Origin of the sequence: Flavobacterium sp. HSC-32F16, assembly GCF_024171645.1 — a bacterium.
In the GTDB taxonomy this organism is placed as follows: Bacteria; Bacteroidota; Bacteroidia; order Flavobacteriales; family Flavobacteriaceae; genus Flavobacterium.
This window is the reverse complement of record NZ_JALKAC010000011.1, coordinates 203,285-222,383: the sequence shown is the minus strand read 5'-3', so window position 1 is coordinate 222,383 and position 19,099 is coordinate 203,285. Positions and strand designations below refer to the sequence as shown.

Genomic DNA, 19,099 nt, shown 5'->3' with positions numbered 1-19,099 from the left:
TGAATTAGTAACCCTTTTAGTAAAAATAATAAGGAACAAACCGTCTGGCTTATAGACGGTTTTTTTATTCATAAAAAAAGCCGGTAGTTTTAAAACTACCGGCTTTCTTATAACTAACACAAATATTTTATTTTACAAATTTGTTGATGATAGCATCAGATTCTGCTTTTGTTGCATTTGGCTTTAAATCAAACAATAAAGAGTAAAGTGCTTTTCTGTCAACTTTAGCTTCTAAATTCAAATCTTGATGTCTGTCAAAAAGAGTCTGCCATTTGTCACGAACGTTTTTCCAAAGAGCATTGTTTTCTTTCCACCATTTTTGACCGGCGATACATTTAATGTCTGGTACTTTAGTGTAAACATCAAATCCTTTTTCCTGGGCTAGTAAAACATCTTTACCGCTGTCATCTCTAATTAATTTATCATTATCCTGCTCATGATTCCATCCTGCAGCCGTGATTTCGTGAATATTTCTTCTTTTTAAAACATTATAATCATTACGTTTTGTCTGCTCTCTTCTAGGCAGCGGTGCATCGGCAACGTTAGCCCAGTAATCTTGTCCGTCAACATGTACCCAAGTAGAAGAACCTTCGTATCTTGGGCTGTCGTCTACCTGAAATACTTTTTGAGTCCATTGGCCTTTAACTGCTTTTTTATCTAGTTTTTTATATTTCCAAGAGTTTCCTTTATCAAATGAATATAAGTCTGTGTTTTCATACAGCCAGTCTTGTCTCCAGTGTTTGATAATCATATCGTCACTTACAATTAATAAGTGCTGCATTACAATTTTATTTGGAGTATCTTCTAATAATTCTACCCATTCTAAAGCCGATTCATGTTTAGTTTGAGATGGTTTATAAGCTGCAGAATCTTTAGCGTATTGAAAAGTCTCTGCAAAATTAAATTTCACTTCATAACAACCGCACATTGATTTAATAGATTTTATGTCTTGCTGTTTTTTGTCCTGACTGAATCCAAGACTGCAAGTTAAAGCCATAATGGCTGAAAAATAAAGGCTTTTTGTAATCATAACTTTCTGTTGGTTTTTAAATTTTTGCAAATATATAAATTTAATTTAGAATAATTAAAAATAGTCATATATTTGCATCAGTTATTAAGACTTAATAAAAATAATGAAAATAAAACTAACTTTTTTTGCTGTAATACTTTTATGTCAAATTTCTTTTTCACAGCAAAAAGATAGTATTGCGTCACGAGAAAAACTTTCAGAAGTTGTTGTTACAGGGCAGTTTGAGCCGCAGTCTATAAAGAAATCGGTGTTTAATGTTAGAGTTATTACTAAAGAAAACATAAAGCAGCTGGCGGCAAATAATTTAGCTGATGTTTTAAATCAGTATCTAAATATTAATGTGACATCAAGTGGAGATGATGGACGTTCAAAAGTTTCTATGTTTGGATTAGATGCACAGTATTTTAAGATTTTGGTTGATAATATACCTTTAGTAAGTGATACGGGTATGGGAACAAATGTTGATTTAACTCAGGTAAATCTTGATGATGTCGAGAGAATCGAAATTATCGAAGGTTCAATGGGAGTAACTCACGGAGCAAATGCAGTAAGTGGTATTTTAAATATTATTACTAAAAAAGGTGGCGGGTACAAATGGCAGATCAGTGCAACTGTTCAGGAAGAAACCGTTGGTAAAGAATTTGCCTTTTTTGATAAAGGCCGTCATATTCAATCGGCTAAAATTGGTCATAATTTTAATGAAAACTGGTTTGTTAACATTGGAGGAAATCGAAATGCAATGACCGGTTATTATGATAACAGACAAGGAAAAGATTACGATCAAAATGACGGACTTAGAGGATATACACAGCTTCCAAAAGAGCAATTGGTAGGAAATGCAATTTTAGGATATCAAAAAGATGCCTTTAGAATTTTTTACAAATTTGATTATTATGGTGAAGATGTTCATTACTACAATCCGCTTGTAAATATTCAGGATAATTATCCATTCGCAGATACCTATTTTTCGAGAGATAAAAAATATATTACCAATCGTTATTACCACCATTTAAATGCAAGTGGAAACCTTTTCTCGCACTTAAAGTACAATGTTTCGGTTTCTCAGCAGAGACAAGAACGTGATTTAGAGAATTTCGTTTATCATTTAGATACAAAAAAAGAGGTAGATAACAAAAGAGGCACTTATCAATCAAAAGAGGTGTTTTATTCTACAGGAACGTTGAGCAATTTCTTTGATAATAAAAATATAGACTTTCAGCTTGGTTATGAAATTACAAACGAAAATGGTTTTTATGATTCTTCAGTAGGAGCTTTTAGAGATGATAGTCAGCAGGGTGTAAACATTAGAAAGAGATTGGAGAATTATGATATTTATTCAGTTGCCGAAATTGGTGTAAGTGAAAAATTTTCGATTCGTCCGGGACTTCGATTTTCATTTCAAAGCGCTTTTGACAATCAATATGCAAGTTCCTTAGGTTTAAGATATCTTTTTGATAAAGGATTAGAGGCAAGGGCATCTATGGGTAAGGCATATCGTACTCCAAACTTTGATGAGTTGTATACTTATTTTGTAGACTCAAACCATAACATGCAGGGAAATGCAGATCTGATTCCTGAAACAAGTACTTCTTATGAGGTTAGTTTAAAAAGAGCCTGCACTTTTAATTCTGGCGCTCAAATCTCGAACAATTTAGCGGTTACGTATCTGGATGTTAATGATAGAATTGACCTGGTTGCAACACAGGTAATCCCTTTACATTATAAATACTTTAATATTAACAGATATAAAATGTGGAACATTTCAACAGTAGAGCAATATACTTATAAAAATTGGAATGTAATGTTAGGCGCCGCTATAGTTGGAATTTCTAGAAGACTTGATTTGGCAGCTCAAAACTTAGTGTCTGATGATAAATTTTTCTACTCATTCAGATTAAATTCAAGTATATCTTATAATATCCCTAAATGGAATACTTTGTTAGCAGTTTTTTATAAATACAATGGACAACAGCAACAATACGTTGCAGGATCTGACAGCGAGGGAAAAACGGGTTTCTTTTTAAGCGAACTTAAGTCATTTAGCTGGATGGATGCATCTGTTCGAAAAACATTCTTTAAAAATCAATTTGAAGTTACGCTTGGAGCCAGAAACCTTTTTGATGTAACCAATCTGCAATCTGTGCAAAATGGCGGAGGAGGAGATCCAAGCGGTGGTGCACATGGTGGTGGAGGGACAACCTCACAAATGCTGGGTTATGGCCGATCTTACTTCTTGAAACTTTCATATAATCTAAATTTTAATTAATAAATCAATACCATGAAAAAGAACTTTATTTTAATATTATCTTTTGTATTACTAGCTATTGGGGCTTGTAGTAGTGATGATGAAGCAGCGCAGCCAAATGCAGTAGCTTTTGCATCTACGTCGTTAAATCTATCGGCAGAAACAACTCCGATCGAAATCAAATTTGCTTCTCCAACTGCATCAGCTGGATCTTTAACTTTAACTTATACTGAAACTGCAGTTGCAAATGGTACAGATTATAGTACTACACCAGCAATCGCTGCAAGCAAAGTCATAGTTCCTTTTGATAAAAATGTTTCTTCTGTGACTTTTAATTTTAAGAAATTAAAAGAAGCTATTGAAGGTGAAGTAAAAAATGTTGTTTTTACTATCAGCAGTGCGACTATTGATGCTGTAATCTCTGAAAATAAATCAATTCAGGTAAACTTTAATGAAACAGCTTCTTTAGGAAATGCATTAGCTCCAGAAGTTGGAGGACCTACTCAGCCAAATCAGGTTTTTGTTGATTTAAGCAGTGGAAAAATGACTGTTGTTCCTAGAGTTTCTTGGGATTTAGGATTCTATTCTGGAACAGATTTTAGAGTTATAATAAATCATACTGTAAAAATGTCTGCTAAACAAACGGCTAGTACAAATATTGATGAAGTTCAGGCAGAAGATGCAGCTATGATTTTTAATCAAGGATCTGGTAGTATAACTCAAGTAGATGATCCAGCAGGAGATATTACTAAAACTACTATTGCAGCAATCTCGGCTACTGACAGCGAAAACAAAGTTTATTTGATTAATATGGGAAGTAACCCAGCGACAACTAAACCAGAAACAGGAAATGAAGGTACTGCTAACGGATCTTCTAGAGGGTGGAAAAAAGTTAGAATATTAAGAAGTGGAAATGACTATAAAGTACAATATGCTGATATTGCTGCTACTACTCACAATGAAATTACTGTTGCTAAAAACGCAGCATATAACTTTACATTTTTAAGCATATTAGATAATAAAACAGTTAATGTAGAGCCTCAAAAAGCACAATGGGATATCAGCTTCACAAGTTTTACTAACACAACTAATTTTGGAACAGGTTTGGTGCCTTATAATTTTGCAGACTTCGTTTTAAATAACGTTAAAGGTGGCGCAAAAACTTATCAAGTACTTACAACTGCTTTTGCATATGACGCTTTTACATTGGCAAATGTTGATAATGCTAAATTTACAGATGATCAAAGAAATATTGGTTCAAACTGGAGAGGAACAGTAGGAGGAACAGATGCAAATGGTAATCCAACTTCTTCATTTAATGCTAGAACAGATCGTTTCTACGTTGTTAAAGATCCGGCAGGAAATGTATATAAAGTAAGATTTACAGCTGGTGTAAACGCAGCTGGAGAAAGAGGTTACCCAACATTCCAATACGCTATCTTGAAATAATACATAATGAAAAATCTAAAGAACATAAAGATTATTTCATTCTGTTATATGATGTTTCGCATCAAAAAAATAGTTAATCATTAGCTTTGTTTTTTTTATTTTTTTTTGATTTAAGAGGTTAGATTTATCTAACCTCTTTTTTTATTTTCTTTATTGTTAAAATGAATTAAAAATGAACGATTTAATTCTATCTTTGCGCATCAATTTTTTTAAACGGAATTAACAGGAATTTTTAATGAATAATTATTGCAATTCCATCTTCAAAATTATAATTAATAAGTGAATACAAAATCATATTTCTTTCAGTCTTTTGCAATCGTCGCATTGGCATTTGTTGCTTTTATTGGTTTTAAACAAATCCTTCCTGATAAAATTTTTTCTGAAGGAAAAGTAGATTCTAAAAATGTACTTATCGACAGCCTGCTTTTAGAATCAGTTGCCAAAGATTCTTCGGCTGTTGGTGGAGATAGTATCGAAGATAAATCTGGCAGGGAAAAAATTGTTTATGATGCATCAGAAGGAATTGAATTTCCATCTGAAACCTTCGATAATTATAAAGGATTTCAATACATGATTTCTTTTTACGAGAAATTGTATCAGCTGGAACAAAATCCACAGAAACATGTTAGAATTGCGTATTACGGAGATTCTATGACCGATGGAGATTTAATCGTACAGGATGTTCGTATGAATTATCAGGAACGTTTTGGAGGAAATGGAGTTGGTTTTGTTTCTATTATTTCAGAATCATCTGCTTCAAGAGGTTCTGTAAAAACATTGTTTTCTAAAAACTGGAAAACACAATCATATTTAAATGTAAAAAAACCAACAAGTCCGTTTGGAGTAAACGGCCATGTGTTTTTTGCTAATGATAAAGTAAATACAACCTGGGTTCAATATGAAGCCGGATTGAATAAATATTCAACTTCTCTGGATAATCCAACATTATTTTACGGAAGATCTTCTAAAAAAGGAAATGTAAATTTCATTATTGGAAAAGATACTTTGAGAAAAAGTCTTTCTCCAAACAATTTAGTAAACAGTTTAAAGGTAACTTCGGGAAGTATAAAATCTTTTAAAGCCAACTTTATTCATGCCGACTCAATTCCTATTTTTGGATTTAATTTCGATAACGGAATCGGGGTTCATGTAGATAACTTCTCTCAAAGAGGAAATTCAGGACTGCCAATTTCCATGTTTGATGCAAGTGTAATGCAAGGTTTTAATAATAGCCTGAAATACGATTTGATTATTCTTCATTACGGAACAAACGTTTTGAATTACGGAACCAAAAATTATTCCTGGTATCAAAAAGGAATGACAAAAACGGTAAATAAAATAAAAGAATCATTTCCGGGAGTTTCTATTTTGATTGTCTCAACAGCCGATAAATCGACTAAGTATAATTTAGAAATGAAAACAGATTCAGCAGTTGTGCCATTAATGAATGCTCAAAAAAGATATGCTTTGGATACTGAATCAGGATTTGTAAATTTATACACTTTAATGGGCGGTGACGGATCTATGGTAAAATGGGTAGACGAATCTCCAGCCAAAGCCAATAAAGATTATACACACTTTAACCAAAGAGGAGCAAAAGCAATTGGTAATTTGTTGTACAGTCAATTAAATAAAGGATACGAAGAATATAAAGTTTTACGCGAAAAACGTGAAACGGGAGTTAAGCCCAAAGCGATTAAGAAACCCAAAGCAGATTCCGTGTCTGTCAAAAAAGATAGCGTAAATGAATAAACTACTTATTTTCTTTTGTTGTCTTTTTTTCTCAACAAATGATAAACCCGAAACAACACTATCACTTACAATAAATAAAAATATGGATAGCAAAATCGATTCAACATCGGTTGAAACTTATACAGGAAATCACATTTATAATGCAAAAGTCTTAGAGGCTGTTTTTAAGAGGTTAAAAGAGAATGAAAGTGAGAATAATCAAAAAATAAATATTGTTCATATTGGAGATTCGCATATTCAGGGCGATTTGATGACCAATAAAATAAGAAAGATTTTACAGCAAAAATTTGGAAATGCGGGTCGTGGTTTTGTTTTTCCATATCAATTAGCCAAAACAAACGGTTCTTATAATGAACGTTTTCGATGTAACAGAATTTGGGAAAGTTATCGAAATATTTACCCCGTTAGAAATTATCCTGTAGGTTTAAGCGGTATTGGACTTTGGAGAGACACCGGCGGATTTGTAATGGAAATGAGTGTTAAAGATGCAGCATATAAGTTTAATACCATTCAGATCATAACTCCCAAAAACGAAAATATGTTTGATTTGGCGACAGGATCTCAAACTAAATTCATAGAAACTACAGAACGAAAAGTAGTTACGCACAAAATTAAAAAAGGAGAAGCCATTTCTGTAATTGCAGATAAATACAATGTTTCAGTTGCCGAGATTAAAAGAGCAAATCAGCTGAAATCAAATAATATTCGGGCCGGAAGGATTTTGAAAATTCCAACCAATCAAATGCAGCCAAAGAATATTAAAACATCAGAATTTGTACCGCTAAATCTTGAATCAGATTCCTATTGCCATTATTACAAATCAGAAAAAGCATTAGACAGAATTTTTCTGATTCCGAATAAAGAAGCAAAAGATTTTGAACTAAGCGGACTGGTTTTAGAGAAAAATGCTCCCGGAATAACCTATAGCGGCATTGGGGTAAACGGTGCAAAGTTTTCAGATTACAATAAATATCCTTTGTTTTTTGAACAGTTAAAAGCGTTACATCCTGATCTTTTAATTTTTTCATTAGGTACCAATGAAAGTTTTGATAAGCTTGAAGCTTCTGAATATATAAGAAGACTGCGTGATTTTATCAAAAACATAAAAGAGCAAAATATAAATGTTCCTATAATTGTTATGACTTCACCGCCTTCTTTATTTAGAGGAAGAAAACCAAATCATTTTGTTGGCGAATATGCACAGCGTATAAATGATATTGCCGAAAAAGATGGATTTGCGGTTTGGGATTTATATGATGAATTAGGAGGTTTAAGCGGAATAGGACAATTAAAAGCAGAGGGTTTAATTGGTGCAGACTGGGTGCACTATTCTAAAAAAGGATATGAAAAACAAGGAAACTTGTTTACTGAGGCGTTTTTAAAAGCATACGATAATTTTAAAATTAAAAAGTAAGTTGATAACAATAGATAGCATTAATGATTGGTTCATCCAAAATTTTGGTGCAATTACAATAGAACAAGTTGAAAGCTGGTTTGTTTATAACCCAGACGAAAAACTATTATTTAATACCGGTTTATTCTTAGGATTATTTCTGGTTTTTTATTTTGTGTATGGCTTTTTACGCAAAACATTTTATTTAAGATTAACGTATGTTATTCTCTTCTCGCTTTTCTTTTATTATAAGTCAAGCGGAATTTACTTTTTGCTTTTATTGCTTTCTTCAGTTGTAGATTATGGTTTGAGCCAGATTATCTACAAGGAAAAGAAAGACAGCACAAAGAAAATATATCTGGTAATAAGTGTAATCCTTAATTTAGGGTTATTAGGATATTTTAAATACATGAATTTTATGATTGGAACATACAACGATATGTTCAATGGCAATTTTAAGTTTCATGATATTTTTCTTCCAGTTGGAATTTCGTTTTATACTTTTCAATCGATGAGTTATATTATCGAGATTTATCGCGAAGAAATTAAGCCGACGAAAAACTATATCGAATATTTATTTTTCGTTTCGTTTTTCCCGCAGTTAGTTGCCGGGCCAATCGTTCGCGCAAAAGATTTTTTACCTCAGATTTATCAAAAACTAAACCTGACGAAACAAGATGTAAACAACGCCCTATTTTTAATTATTGGCGGATTAATTAAGAAAACAGTAATTTCAAATTACATTTCGGTAAACTTTGTCGATCGTGTTTTTGATACTCCGATGAGTTACACATCATTCGAAAATTTAATGGCTTCTTATGGATATGCTATTCAAATTTATTGTGATTTCTCAGGATATTCAGATATGGCAATTGGAATCGCATTGTTGTTAGGATTTAAATTACCGGCCAACTTTAGAACGCCATATAAATCAACTTCGATCACCGATTTCTGGAGAAGATGGCATATTTCACTTTCAACCTGGTTAAAAGATTTCTTGTACATTTCGATGGGAGGAAACAGAGAAGGTTCATTTGCTGGATATTTGTTCCCAAGTTTGTTCTTCTTTGGGTTATTACTTTGGGGAATTACCAATTACAATATCAGCATAATTCCGCTGATTGTTGCGTCAGTTTCAATTGTTCTTTTTTGTTTATCATTTCTGCTTTCAAGCAAAAAGAAACAAACTCTGGTAACCAATCTAAACCTTTTTACCACAATGCTTTTAGGAGGATTATGGCATGGAGCCGGAGCTCAATTCATTATTTGGGGGGCTTTACACGGATTAGCTTTGGCGGTTCATAAAATTTTCCTTGAATTCTTTCCTGCTAAAAAAGATGGAAAAAGTAATTTCTTATGGACATTATTTTCAATCGTAATTACCTTTCATTTCGTAGTTTTCTGCTGGATCTTTTTCCGCGCCAGAGATTTCGAAACAGCCTTACAGGTAATCAATAATATTGGTCAGTTAACTTTTGAGCCAGAACATTGGCAGGCAATTGTTTTAGGATATAAAAATGTATTTTTATTAATGTTGTTTGGATACGTTTGGCATTTCTTACCAGAAGTTATTACAGACAAAATGAAGTTTGTTTTCGACAGAACACCATTATTGATAAAAGCGATAATTTTGGGCTTCGTTTACTGGATTGTTTACGCAACAGCAGTTGCCGGTTCACAGCCGTTTATATATTTTCAGTTTTAAAAGGTTCAAAGGCGCAAAGGTTTATTCTTTGCGCTTTTTTATTTATAGCCGGAGATAAAAGGATTAAAAAGATTTTTAAAATCTGCATGAAATAAAAACTTTGTGCCTTTGTGTCTTTGTGGCAAAACAACACACTTTCGTGGCAAAATTGCAGTTAAATAAAAATTGCCTGAAATATCTAATTAGATTATCTTTGCACTTCAAATAAAGAAAATAGTATGTTTGATAATTTAAGTGATAAGTTAGATAAAGCGTTCCATATATTAAAAGGACACGGTAAAATTACAGAAGTAAACGTTGCCGATACCTTAAAAGAAGTTCGTCGTGCCTTACTTGATGCCGACGTTAACTTTAAAATTGCCAAAGATTTTACAACCAAAGTAAAAGAAAAAGCAATTGGTCAGGACGTTTTAACAACGCTTCAGCCAGGACAATTATTGGTGAAGCTGGTAAAAGATGAGCTGACAGAATTAATGGGAGGTGATGTTGCCGGAATTAATTTATCTGGAAATCCAAGCATTATTTTAATGTCTGGACTTCAGGGTTCTGGTAAAACTACTTTCTCAGGAAAATTAGCCAACTTCTTAAAAACGAAGAAAAATAAAAAGCCACTTCTTGTAGCGTGTGATATCTACCGTCCGGCGGCGATCAATCAGCTTCACGTTGTTGGAGATCAAATAGGTGTTGAGGTTTACTCAGAACCAGAAAATAAAAATCCTGTTGAGATTGCACAAAACGCAATTAAACATGCAAAAGCAAACGGTTTTAATGTAGTTATCGTCGATACTGCAGGACGTTTAGCAGTAGATCAGGAAATGATGGACGAAATTGCACGTGTACACAAAGCAATTCAACCGCAGGAAACATTGTTCGTTGTAGACTCTATGACAGGACAAGATGCTGTAAATACAGCAAAAGCTTTCAACGATATCTTAAATTTTGATGGAGTTATCCTAACGAAATTAGATGGTGATACTCGTGGTGGAGCAGCAATCTCGATTAAATCGGTTGTAAACAAACCAATCAAATTTGTTGGTACAGGTGAGAAGATGGAAGCAATTGATGTTTTCTATCCAGACCGTATGGCTGAGCGTATCCTTGGTATGGGTGACGTTGTGTCGCTTGTAGAAAGAGCTCAGGAACAATTTGACGAAGAAGAAGCAAGAAAACTTCAAAAGAAAATTGCTAAAAATGAATTCGGTTTTGACGACTTCTTAACACAGATTCAGCAAGTAAAGAAAATGGGTAATATGAAAGACCTGGTAGGAATGATACCAGGAGCTTCAAAAGCCATGAAAGATGTAGAAATAGAAGATGATGCTTTTAAACATATTGAAGCAATCATTCACTCCATGACACCGGGAGAAAGAAGCAAGCCGGCCATCATCGACGTAAAGAGAAAAGCCAGAATCGCAAAAGGTTCCGGAACGAAAGTCGAGCAGGTAAATCAGTTAATGAAGCAGTTTGACCAAATGAGCAAGATGATGAAGATGATGCAGGGTCCAGGTGGAAAAAACCTTATGAAAATGATGGGAGGCATGAAAGGAATGCCAGGAGGAATGCCGAGATAATAAAATTAAAAGTTTCAAGTTTCAGGTTTCAAGTTAGAGACTGAAATTTGAAACTTTTTTCGATAAATAAATATAAGTTTCACGTTCAATATGAAACTTAAACCTGAAATAAAAAGATAAATCTGAAACAAAAACAATGCAGCTACTAGACGGTAAAAAAACATCTAACGACATTAAAAACGAAATTGCAGTCGAAGTTCAATCTATAAAAGCAGCCGGAGGAAAAGTCCCTCATTTAGCTGCTGTTTTAGTTGGAACAAACGGAGCAAGTTTAACTTACGTAGGAAGTAAAGTAAAATCATGCCAGGAAATTGGATTTGATTCAACTTTAGTAAGTCTGCCGGAAACGATTACTGAAGATGAACTGCTTGCTAAAATTAAGGAACTAAACGAAGACGATAACCTGGACGGATATATCGTTCAATTGCCGTTGCCAAAACATATCGACGAGCAAAAAATCCTATTAGCAATCGACCCAGATAAAGACGTAGACGGATTTCACCCAACTAACTTTGGAAGAATGGCATTGGAAATGGAAAGTTTCATTCCGGCAACACCATTTGGAATTATGGAATTGTTAGAGCGCTACAAAGTAGAAACTTCTGGAAAACATACCGTTGTAATTGGAAGAAGCCACATCGTAGGGCGTCCAATGAGCATATTAATGAGTCGTAAAGGAAACCCTGGAGATTCTACAGTTACTTTGACGCACAGCCGTACTAAAAACTTAGAAGAATACACTAAAAATGCTGATATCATTATCACAGCTTTAGGAGTTCCAGAATTCTTAAAAGCCGATATGGTAAAAGAAGGAGTAACAATCATCGACGTTGGAATTACTCGTGTAGAAGATGCATCAAACGCTAAAGGATATGTTATTAAAGGTGACGTAGATTTTGACGGAGTAAGCAAGAAGGCATCATTTATTACACCAGTTCCGGGTGGAGTAGGACCAATGACAATTGCAATGCTGCTTAAAAATACACTTTTAGCACGCAAAATGAGAAATGCAAGAAATCAATAATATTTGTTACAAAATACGATTTTAAAGCCCGTTCAATTGAACGGGCTTTTCTTTGTTCAAAATTTTGTAACACATAGAAACATAGTCATTCTGTATGCGAAAAGGCGTTTTACTTTGTTAAAACAATCAGAGCTATGCATGAGGAAACAAGTTTCTTTTCTAAAACACTAAAATTCTATGTTTCTATGTGTTTAAAATAGTAAAAAAACCATTTTAATATATAATTAATAGTTTAAAGTTTTGGTTCTTAAAAATAAAGGATACTTTTGCAGCACTTAAAAAACACTTCTCCACAATGGACGATTATTATTCGTTAGTATTTAATTAAAAGCAGCAATTGAAATTTCAAAGTGCTGCAATAAACACGTAGTTACTAGAAATGAAAGCCTTTTACACCAACAACAACGGATTAGTTGAAATCCAAAAATGGACTCCAAACTGCTGGATCAGTATTGAATCTCCAACAGAATCAGAAAAAAAATATTTACTAGAAGAACTTCAAATTCCCGAAGCATTTTACAATGATATTGAGGATATCGACGAAAGACCTCGTATAGAAACCGAAGACGGCTGGACTTTGATTATTATGCGTATTCCCATTAAAAGCGGTGATATCAAAATTCCTTTTCATACTGTTCCTCTCGGGATTATTTTTAAAGAAGACATTTGCGTTACAATCAGTTTCTATAAAACTGAAATAATAAAAGATTTTGTTACTTATTCGCAGCGCAAAAATATCGAAATAGAAGACAATTTCAATTTGGTGCTCAGATTGCTTTTATCATCAAGTGTTTGGTACTTAAAATATCTTAAACAAATCAATCATAAAATAAAACTGGCAGAAGATAATTTAGAGAAATCTATAAAAAATGAAGAATTACAAGCACTGCTTCAAATCGAAAAATGTTTCGTATTCTTTATAACCTCTCTAAAAGCAAATGACGTTTTGTTTCAAAGAATTAAAAACCTAAAAGCACACAAACCGAATTTTGATCCTGAATTGTTGGAAGATGTAGAAATCGAATTAAATCAGGCACAAGACACGGCGAATATTTACAACAACATCTTGACCGGAATGATGGATGCTTATGCTTCGGTAATTTCAAATAATATGAACAATATCATGAAGCAGATGACTTCAATTTCGATCATATTAATGATTCCGACCCTCATCGCCAGTTTGTACGGAATGAACGTGCCAAACGGATTAGAAGAAAGCAAATACGGAATCTGGATTTTGTTGTTAATCTCCGTTATCTTATCCACTTTCGGAGTTTTTTTATTCAAAAGAAGAAGATGGTTTTAAAACTTTAATAATACAAAGCAGCTGTGCTAATAGAATGATTTCTTTGTAAACTTCAGAGAATCTAATATTTATAGCACAGAATAAAAGTTTAAAATATAAAGCTCCTCTGGAGCTTTTTTCGTTTGCCTTATTGAAATTCTATAAATATTTTACTCGTTGGGACTCGCGCAGTTTCGCTTAATAATAAAGTTTCTTTATTGTAAGTTTTTCAAAGTCTTGCAGATGTTTTGTCAAAAAAGTGATTCTTCGATAGATAAAAAATTAACGATTTTTTTCATATTAATTTCTGATTTTTTTTCAATTTATAAAGTAAGTTTGCCCCCAATTAAAATGAAATTATTTAAGCCCTTTACAAGTATATCAGTTTGTTTATGATTAAAATTCTACAATTCAATACTTTTTTTTCAATAAAAAGCAGGGTAAAACCGCTGGGTTTCTTTGTGTTTTTCTTACACTGTTTCAGTTCTTATGCACAAAAAAATATCGTTATCAGCGGTAAAATTGTTACCGAAAAAGACTCGCCTGTCGAAGCCGTAACAGCTTATTTGATTCATTCTAAAGATTCATCGGTAGTGTCTTATACAGTTTCGGATAAAAATGGTTTTTTTAAATTAGAAACCAAAGCCCAATCTCAAAATAGTATTTTAAAAATTGCAGCAGAAGGCTACCAGGGATTTTCAGAGACTATGGAAAACCTTATTCAGAATATAGATTTAGGAGTTATCAGACTTATAAAATATGATATTGAATTGAATGAAGTTATTATAAAAAATGAAGCTCCTATCCGAATAAAAAAAGATACCATAGAATTTAATGCTTCTTCATTTAAATTACGTCCAGATGCCAATGTAGAAGCTTTATTGAAAGAATTACCAGGTGTAACTATTGATATAGATAAAAAAATAACGGTAAATGGAAAAAAGGTAAACCAAGTATTAGTTAACGGAAAACCTTTTTTTGATACCGATGGAAAAATGGCACTTCAAAACCTTCCGGCTGAACTGATAAAAAAAGTACAGGTTTCGGACACTAAAACCAAAGAACAAGAATTCACTAAACAAGCTTCAACATCAGATAATGTTTCAATTAATTTAACAATAGATAAAAAGAAAAATAAAGGCTTTTTTGGCAAACTATTAGGCGGTTACGGAAGTTCAGAAAGATATGAAAGCAGTGCTTTTTTGAGTTATTTTAAAGATAAAAGGCGTGTCAGTTTTTTAGCTTCTTCAAATAATATAAATGCATCTGGTTTTTCTATGAATGAGGTTTTTGATAATATGGGAGGCGGAAGAAACGATGGTTCGGGCGGTGCTTTTGGGAGCAGAGGAGGAATAACAAAATCGAATATGATTGGGATAAGTTATGCTGACGAATGGTTTAAGGGAGAAAGCACTGATTTGAATTATTATTTTAACAATTCTAATACAGACAATACAAATAGAACATCAGAGCTTACTTTACTTCCAACAGGTTCTTTATTGTCGAAATCTGCTTCAAAAAGCGATCAGGATTTTAATAAACATAATGTAAATTTAAATTTTGAGTATAAAGTTTCCCCTTCAATAAAAGTTTCTTTTTCACCGGCCATTGAAACAGGAAAAACGGCATCAGCAAATATTTTCGATAGAAAAACCTGGGATGAGAATAATCAGTTAATAAATTCAAGTAATTCTTTTAATACAAGCGAAAGTAACAATACGAATTTCAGAAATAATCTTAGATTTTTTTTAAACGCTAAGAAAGAAGGGCGATATTTTACCGCCTCTTTTGAAAACGAGAATTCACGAAACGATTTAAATTCAAGGGTAAATTCGTTGACAGTTTTTACGCAGGGAACGAGTCCTGACGATTTGCGTAATCAAAATGTTTTTCAGAAAAATAACAGAGACAAATATACAGGAACTCTTCAATATTTTGAACCAGTAACTGATTCATTAAGACTGAATTTTTCAGTAATCACAGATTATGAAAAAGCAATCGATGATAAAAAAACGTTCGACCGCAATGGACAGAATGTGGAATACGATGTTTTTAATGAATCACTTAGTAATTTTAATTCTTTTAATAGTTTTGGAGTGAACCCTAAAGTAGGTTTTAGTACGAGTATAAAGAAACTTGATTTATCGGCATCTACAGGAACTTCTGTTATCAGGACAGAAAACCATGCTTTTTATTTAAAGGAAACAACAGATTTAAATAAAAACTATTTTATCCCAAACGGAAGCATTAGCGCAAATTACAGAATTTCACAATCTCAGAGTATATTAATGATGTATGAGCGTAAATTTACAGTTCCAAAGGGCAATCAGGTTTTGGCGGTTGCTAATTTAGATAATCCTTTAGTTGTTAGAACAGGAAATCCTAATTTAAAAGCGTCAACTTTTCATTTTTTACAAGCAGGTTTTTCAAGTTATAATTTTCAATCGGGTTCGGGTTATTTCGTTCATTTTAGTACTAACTATTTTGATAGTCAGATTGTGGGAGCTTCTGCTTATAACAGCTCAGGGAAGCAGATTTCAACTTTTGATAATGTGGAAGATACATACGATATGTTATTGGCAGGAGAATGGAACAAAACTATAAAGAAAGATGTGAATACTTTTGGACTGCGGTTTTCTATGTATGGTAATTATAGTTTTAATAAAGGTTTTACAAATGACCAGTTGTATGAGGCTAAAGCATTTAGGCTGAATCCCGGCTTTGGATTTACGTATGAACATGGTGAATTATTAAGCATTAAGCCATCGTATAATTTTGCATACAATGACATTCGATATAATAATGCTTCTTTAAGTTCAACTTCAAATACAACTCATAATTTTAATGTCGAAATGACAAGCTTCTGGCCTAAGAATTGGGTTTTTGGCAACGACTTTGGTTATACATACAATTCGAATATTTCAGGACCTTACAAAAAAGATTTTTATTTGTGGAATACTAGTTTAGCCTACAAATTTGTAAAACAATTTACATTCAAAATAAAAGTTTATGATTTGCTGAATCAAAATCAAAGCACTTCGAGAACAATCAGTCCAACATCTGTTATTGATTCAGAATCCAATGTTTTAAAACGTTATCTAATGTTTTCTTTATTGTATAAATTTAAAAATTTTGAAAGAAATCAGAATTAGTTTATGTCTAAAACAATTCGAAGGCCGCTCTTTTCAAAAAAGCGGCCTTTTTTTATTGTTATTTCAAAATAAATAATAACTTTGTATCGCAAAGTACTTTAATTATGAATCAAAAGCACCAAGAAGATTTAGCACATATTCGTTCCATGATGGAGCGCTCTTCAAGATTTATATCCTTAAGCGGACTTTCGGGAGTTTTTGCCGGACTTTCTGCATTAATTGGCGGTATTTGTGTCTACCAGCTTTTTAAAGCAAACGGAATGGATTATCTGCAAGATGAGCATCGATTATATTCTACAGATTTAGTGTCTGAATTGTTCTGGATTGGCATTGCAATTTTAACTTGTGCCTTTGTATTCGGGATCTTTTTCACCATTAGAAAAAGCCGAAAATACAATCTGCCTATCTGGACATCGGCAACAAAAAAAATGCTGTTTAATCTCGCAGTACCGCTTGCAGCAGGAGGCGTATTTTGTCTGGCATTAATGTATCACGGATATTTTGGTTTAGTAGCGCCTTCGACTTTGATTTTTTATGGACTTGCAGTAATTAACGCCGAAAAATATACCTTTTCAGATATTAAATATTTAGGTTTTTCGGAACTTATTTTAGGATGTATTTCGCTTTTTTATATAGGATACGGTTTGATTTTCTGGATTTTAGGATTTGGAATTCTGCATATTGTATACGGATTAGTGATGTTCAAAAAATACAAATAACCGCCAATGGGAATCATTGATAAACTAAATAAAGATTTTGAAAGCCGTGTCAGACTGGGTATAATGTCCGTTCTGATGGTTAACGACTGGGTAGACTTTACCGAGATGAAAACACTTTTAAACATCACCGATGGTAATTTAGCGAGTCATTCCTCAGCATTAGAAAAATCAGAATACATAGAGATTAAGAAAGAATTTGTGGGCAAAAAGCCAAAAACATCTTATCAAGTAACACCGCTTGGCCGCGCGGCGTTTAAAGAACACCTTTCTTACCTCGAAAAATTAATGAAAAATTAATAACTATATTTTTTTGCCTAATTACTTTGAAACACAAAGTACTTTTAAATTTAAAATTATGAAAAAACATCAAATTATTTTAGCCTGCACAGGTATATTTACCTTGCTTTTTTACAATCAGTCTCCTGGAGTAAATCTTTCAATTTTTGGAGTAATACTAACGCTTCTAATTAGTTACTTCTTTCAGGAAAAGTTTGTTGACAGATCCCATTTAATTTTGGTTATAACGTCTATTTTGTCTTGTTTTGCTTTTGCCTGGTATGGAGATGCTGCTTCATTTTTTGCCTTAGCATTGTCAATTCTGTTTTTACAGTTTAAAACTCATGATGGAGAACTTAAAGTCGTGCAGATTTTTCCATTGGTATTCTTAAATGGAATTACTTCGTTAGGACGGGTTTTTCTTTTTAGCCAATGGCTTCCTGAACGAAAAATTCATAATGACTTTGCGAAGAAATTAGTTGTCTTTGTAGTTATTCCCGTTATTTTTTTAGGATTGTTTTTCATTGTGTATTCTTTCGGAAGTAATCATTTTTCTTCATTATTTACAGATTACACTTTAGATATTGATGTTTTTCAGTTGATCATAATCACCATATTGGGATTCTATATTTCATTTAGTTTTTGGAATTATTGGGTTCCGGATGCTTGTTATGAATTCAATCCAAAACTGAATAATGAATTTAGTGATGTTTCTGAAGTAAAAAATCAAAGCACATTTTCATTTCTAGATTTGGACTTTGAAAGAAAAAGCGGTGAAATCACATTATTTCTGCTAAACATTATGCTTTTGGTTTTCATCGGGACATACAATTACGAACAGTTTTTTGAAGCAGCACAGAAAACAAACCTTAGTGCAGATATACATGAACGCGTAAATGCTGTTATTTTTTCAATTTTAATGGCAGTCGGCGTAATCTTGTTTTACTTTAAAGGAGGTTTTAATTTTGACGAAAAAGCAACGCTGCTAAAAAAACTGGCAAAAGTGTGGATCGCATTAAATGTGATTTTAATTGTAAGTGCTATGATTAAAAATACAGAGTATGTTTCATTTTATGGTTTGACTTACAAACGTTTGGGAGTTTATGCTTTTTTGATTTTGGCAATTATTGGTTTGGTTTATTCTCTTTTAAAAATAACAAAACAAAAAACAAATGCTTATTTAGTTAATCAAATGGTTTGGTATTTTTATGGAACCATTTTAGTATGCAGTTTTATTAACTGGGGAAATCTAATTACAAACTACAATATTTCTGTAAATAAAGGTGTTGAACCTAGATTTTTAAGCGGTTTGAATTTTAATGACGATGAGCGCAGGGAATATTTTAAAAAGAACAATTTAGATGGAAAGTATCCCGAAAGTGCAAGAGAAGAAATGATCCGGAATTATAAGAATAATAGTTTTTTATCGAAAGCTTTATATTATGATTTTTTAAATCATTAAAAATTAAAAATCCCATTTGCTGTAGTTCAACAAATG

13 protein-coding genes are annotated in these 19,099 nt (G+C 32.7%); 12 read left to right on the top strand and 1 reads right to left on the bottom strand.

Going from position 1 to position 19,099, the window contains the following annotated elements:
* Window positions 1–127: 127 nt before the first annotated feature.
* Window positions 128–1,030 (bottom strand): DUF6607 family protein, encoded by a 903-nt coding sequence (locus L1276_RS23440; RefSeq protein ID WP_253792074.1) that lies wholly within the window; start codon window positions 1,028–1,030, stop codon window positions 128–130.
* 103 nt (window positions 1,031–1,133) lie between these two features.
* Between L1276_RS23440 and L1276_RS23435 the strand changes: the two genes are divergently transcribed.
* The 12 genes from L1276_RS23435 (at window position 1,134) to L1276_RS23380 (ending at window position 19,063) form a co-directional block, all read left to right on the top strand.
* A complete protein-coding gene (locus L1276_RS23435; protein WP_253792073.1) occupies window positions 1,134–3,296 on the top strand; it encodes a TonB-dependent siderophore receptor in 2,163 nt (720 codons plus the stop codon).
* A 12-nt stretch (window positions 3,297–3,308) separates the two neighbouring features.
* Window positions 3,309–4,724, top strand: a complete 1,416-nt coding sequence (locus L1276_RS23430) for an HmuY family protein (protein ID WP_253792071.1) — start codon at window positions 3,309–3,311, stop codon at window positions 4,722–4,724.
* Window positions 4,725–5,003: 279 nt separating this feature from the next.
* On the top strand, window positions 5,004–6,476 hold the full coding sequence (locus tag L1276_RS23425; RefSeq protein ID WP_253792070.1) for an SGNH/GDSL hydrolase family protein: 1,473 nt from the start codon (window positions 5,004–5,006) through the stop codon (window positions 6,474–6,476).
* An 82-nt stretch (window positions 6,477–6,558) separates the two neighbouring features.
* Complete coding sequence (locus L1276_RS23420) at window positions 6,559–7,890, top strand: SGNH/GDSL hydrolase family protein (RefSeq protein ID WP_253792069.1); 1,332 nt, start codon at window positions 6,559–6,561, stop codon at window positions 7,888–7,890.
* A gap of 1 nt (window position 7,891) precedes the next feature.
* On the top strand, window positions 7,892–9,574 hold the full coding sequence (locus tag L1276_RS23415; RefSeq protein ID WP_253792068.1) for an MBOAT family protein: 1,683 nt from the start codon (window positions 7,892–7,894) through the stop codon (window positions 9,572–9,574).
* Between the two features lie 218 nt (window positions 9,575–9,792).
* Window positions 9,793–11,145 (top strand): signal recognition particle protein, encoded by a 1,353-nt coding sequence (gene ffh, locus L1276_RS23410; protein ID WP_053472427.1) that lies wholly within the window; start codon window positions 9,793–9,795, stop codon window positions 11,143–11,145.
* Window positions 11,146–11,281: 136 nt separating this feature from the next.
* Entirely contained in the window at window positions 11,282–12,169 is an 888-nt protein-coding gene (locus L1276_RS23405) for a bifunctional 5,10-methylenetetrahydrofolate dehydrogenase/5,10-methenyltetrahydrofolate cyclohydrolase (RefSeq protein WP_253792067.1), read from the top strand.
* A gap of 379 nt (window positions 12,170–12,548) precedes the next feature.
* The gene (locus L1276_RS23400; protein ID WP_253792066.1) at window positions 12,549–13,475 is read left to right on the top strand and encodes a magnesium transporter CorA family protein; all 927 of its coding nucleotides are present in this window, start codon (window positions 12,549–12,551) and stop codon (window positions 13,473–13,475) included.
* 371 nt (window positions 13,476–13,846) lie between these two features.
* The gene (locus L1276_RS23395; RefSeq protein ID WP_253792065.1) at window positions 13,847–16,606 is read left to right on the top strand and encodes an outer membrane beta-barrel protein; all 2,760 of its coding nucleotides are present in this window, start codon (window positions 13,847–13,849) and stop codon (window positions 16,604–16,606) included.
* 104 nt (window positions 16,607–16,710) lie between these two features.
* Entirely contained in the window at window positions 16,711–17,325 is a 615-nt protein-coding gene (locus L1276_RS23390) for a hypothetical protein (protein ID WP_253792064.1), read from the top strand.
* A gap of 6 nt (window positions 17,326–17,331) precedes the next feature.
* On the top strand, window positions 17,332–17,622 hold the full coding sequence (locus tag L1276_RS23385) for a transcriptional regulator (protein ID WP_253792063.1): 291 nt from the start codon (window positions 17,332–17,334) through the stop codon (window positions 17,620–17,622).
* A gap of 58 nt (window positions 17,623–17,680) precedes the next feature.
* Window positions 17,681–19,063: a DUF4173 domain-containing protein gene (locus L1276_RS23380; RefSeq protein ID WP_253792060.1), complete on the top strand. Its 1,383-nt coding sequence runs from the start codon at window positions 17,681–17,683 to the stop codon at window positions 19,061–19,063.
* The last annotated feature ends 36 nt before the right edge of the window (window positions 19,064–19,099 follow it).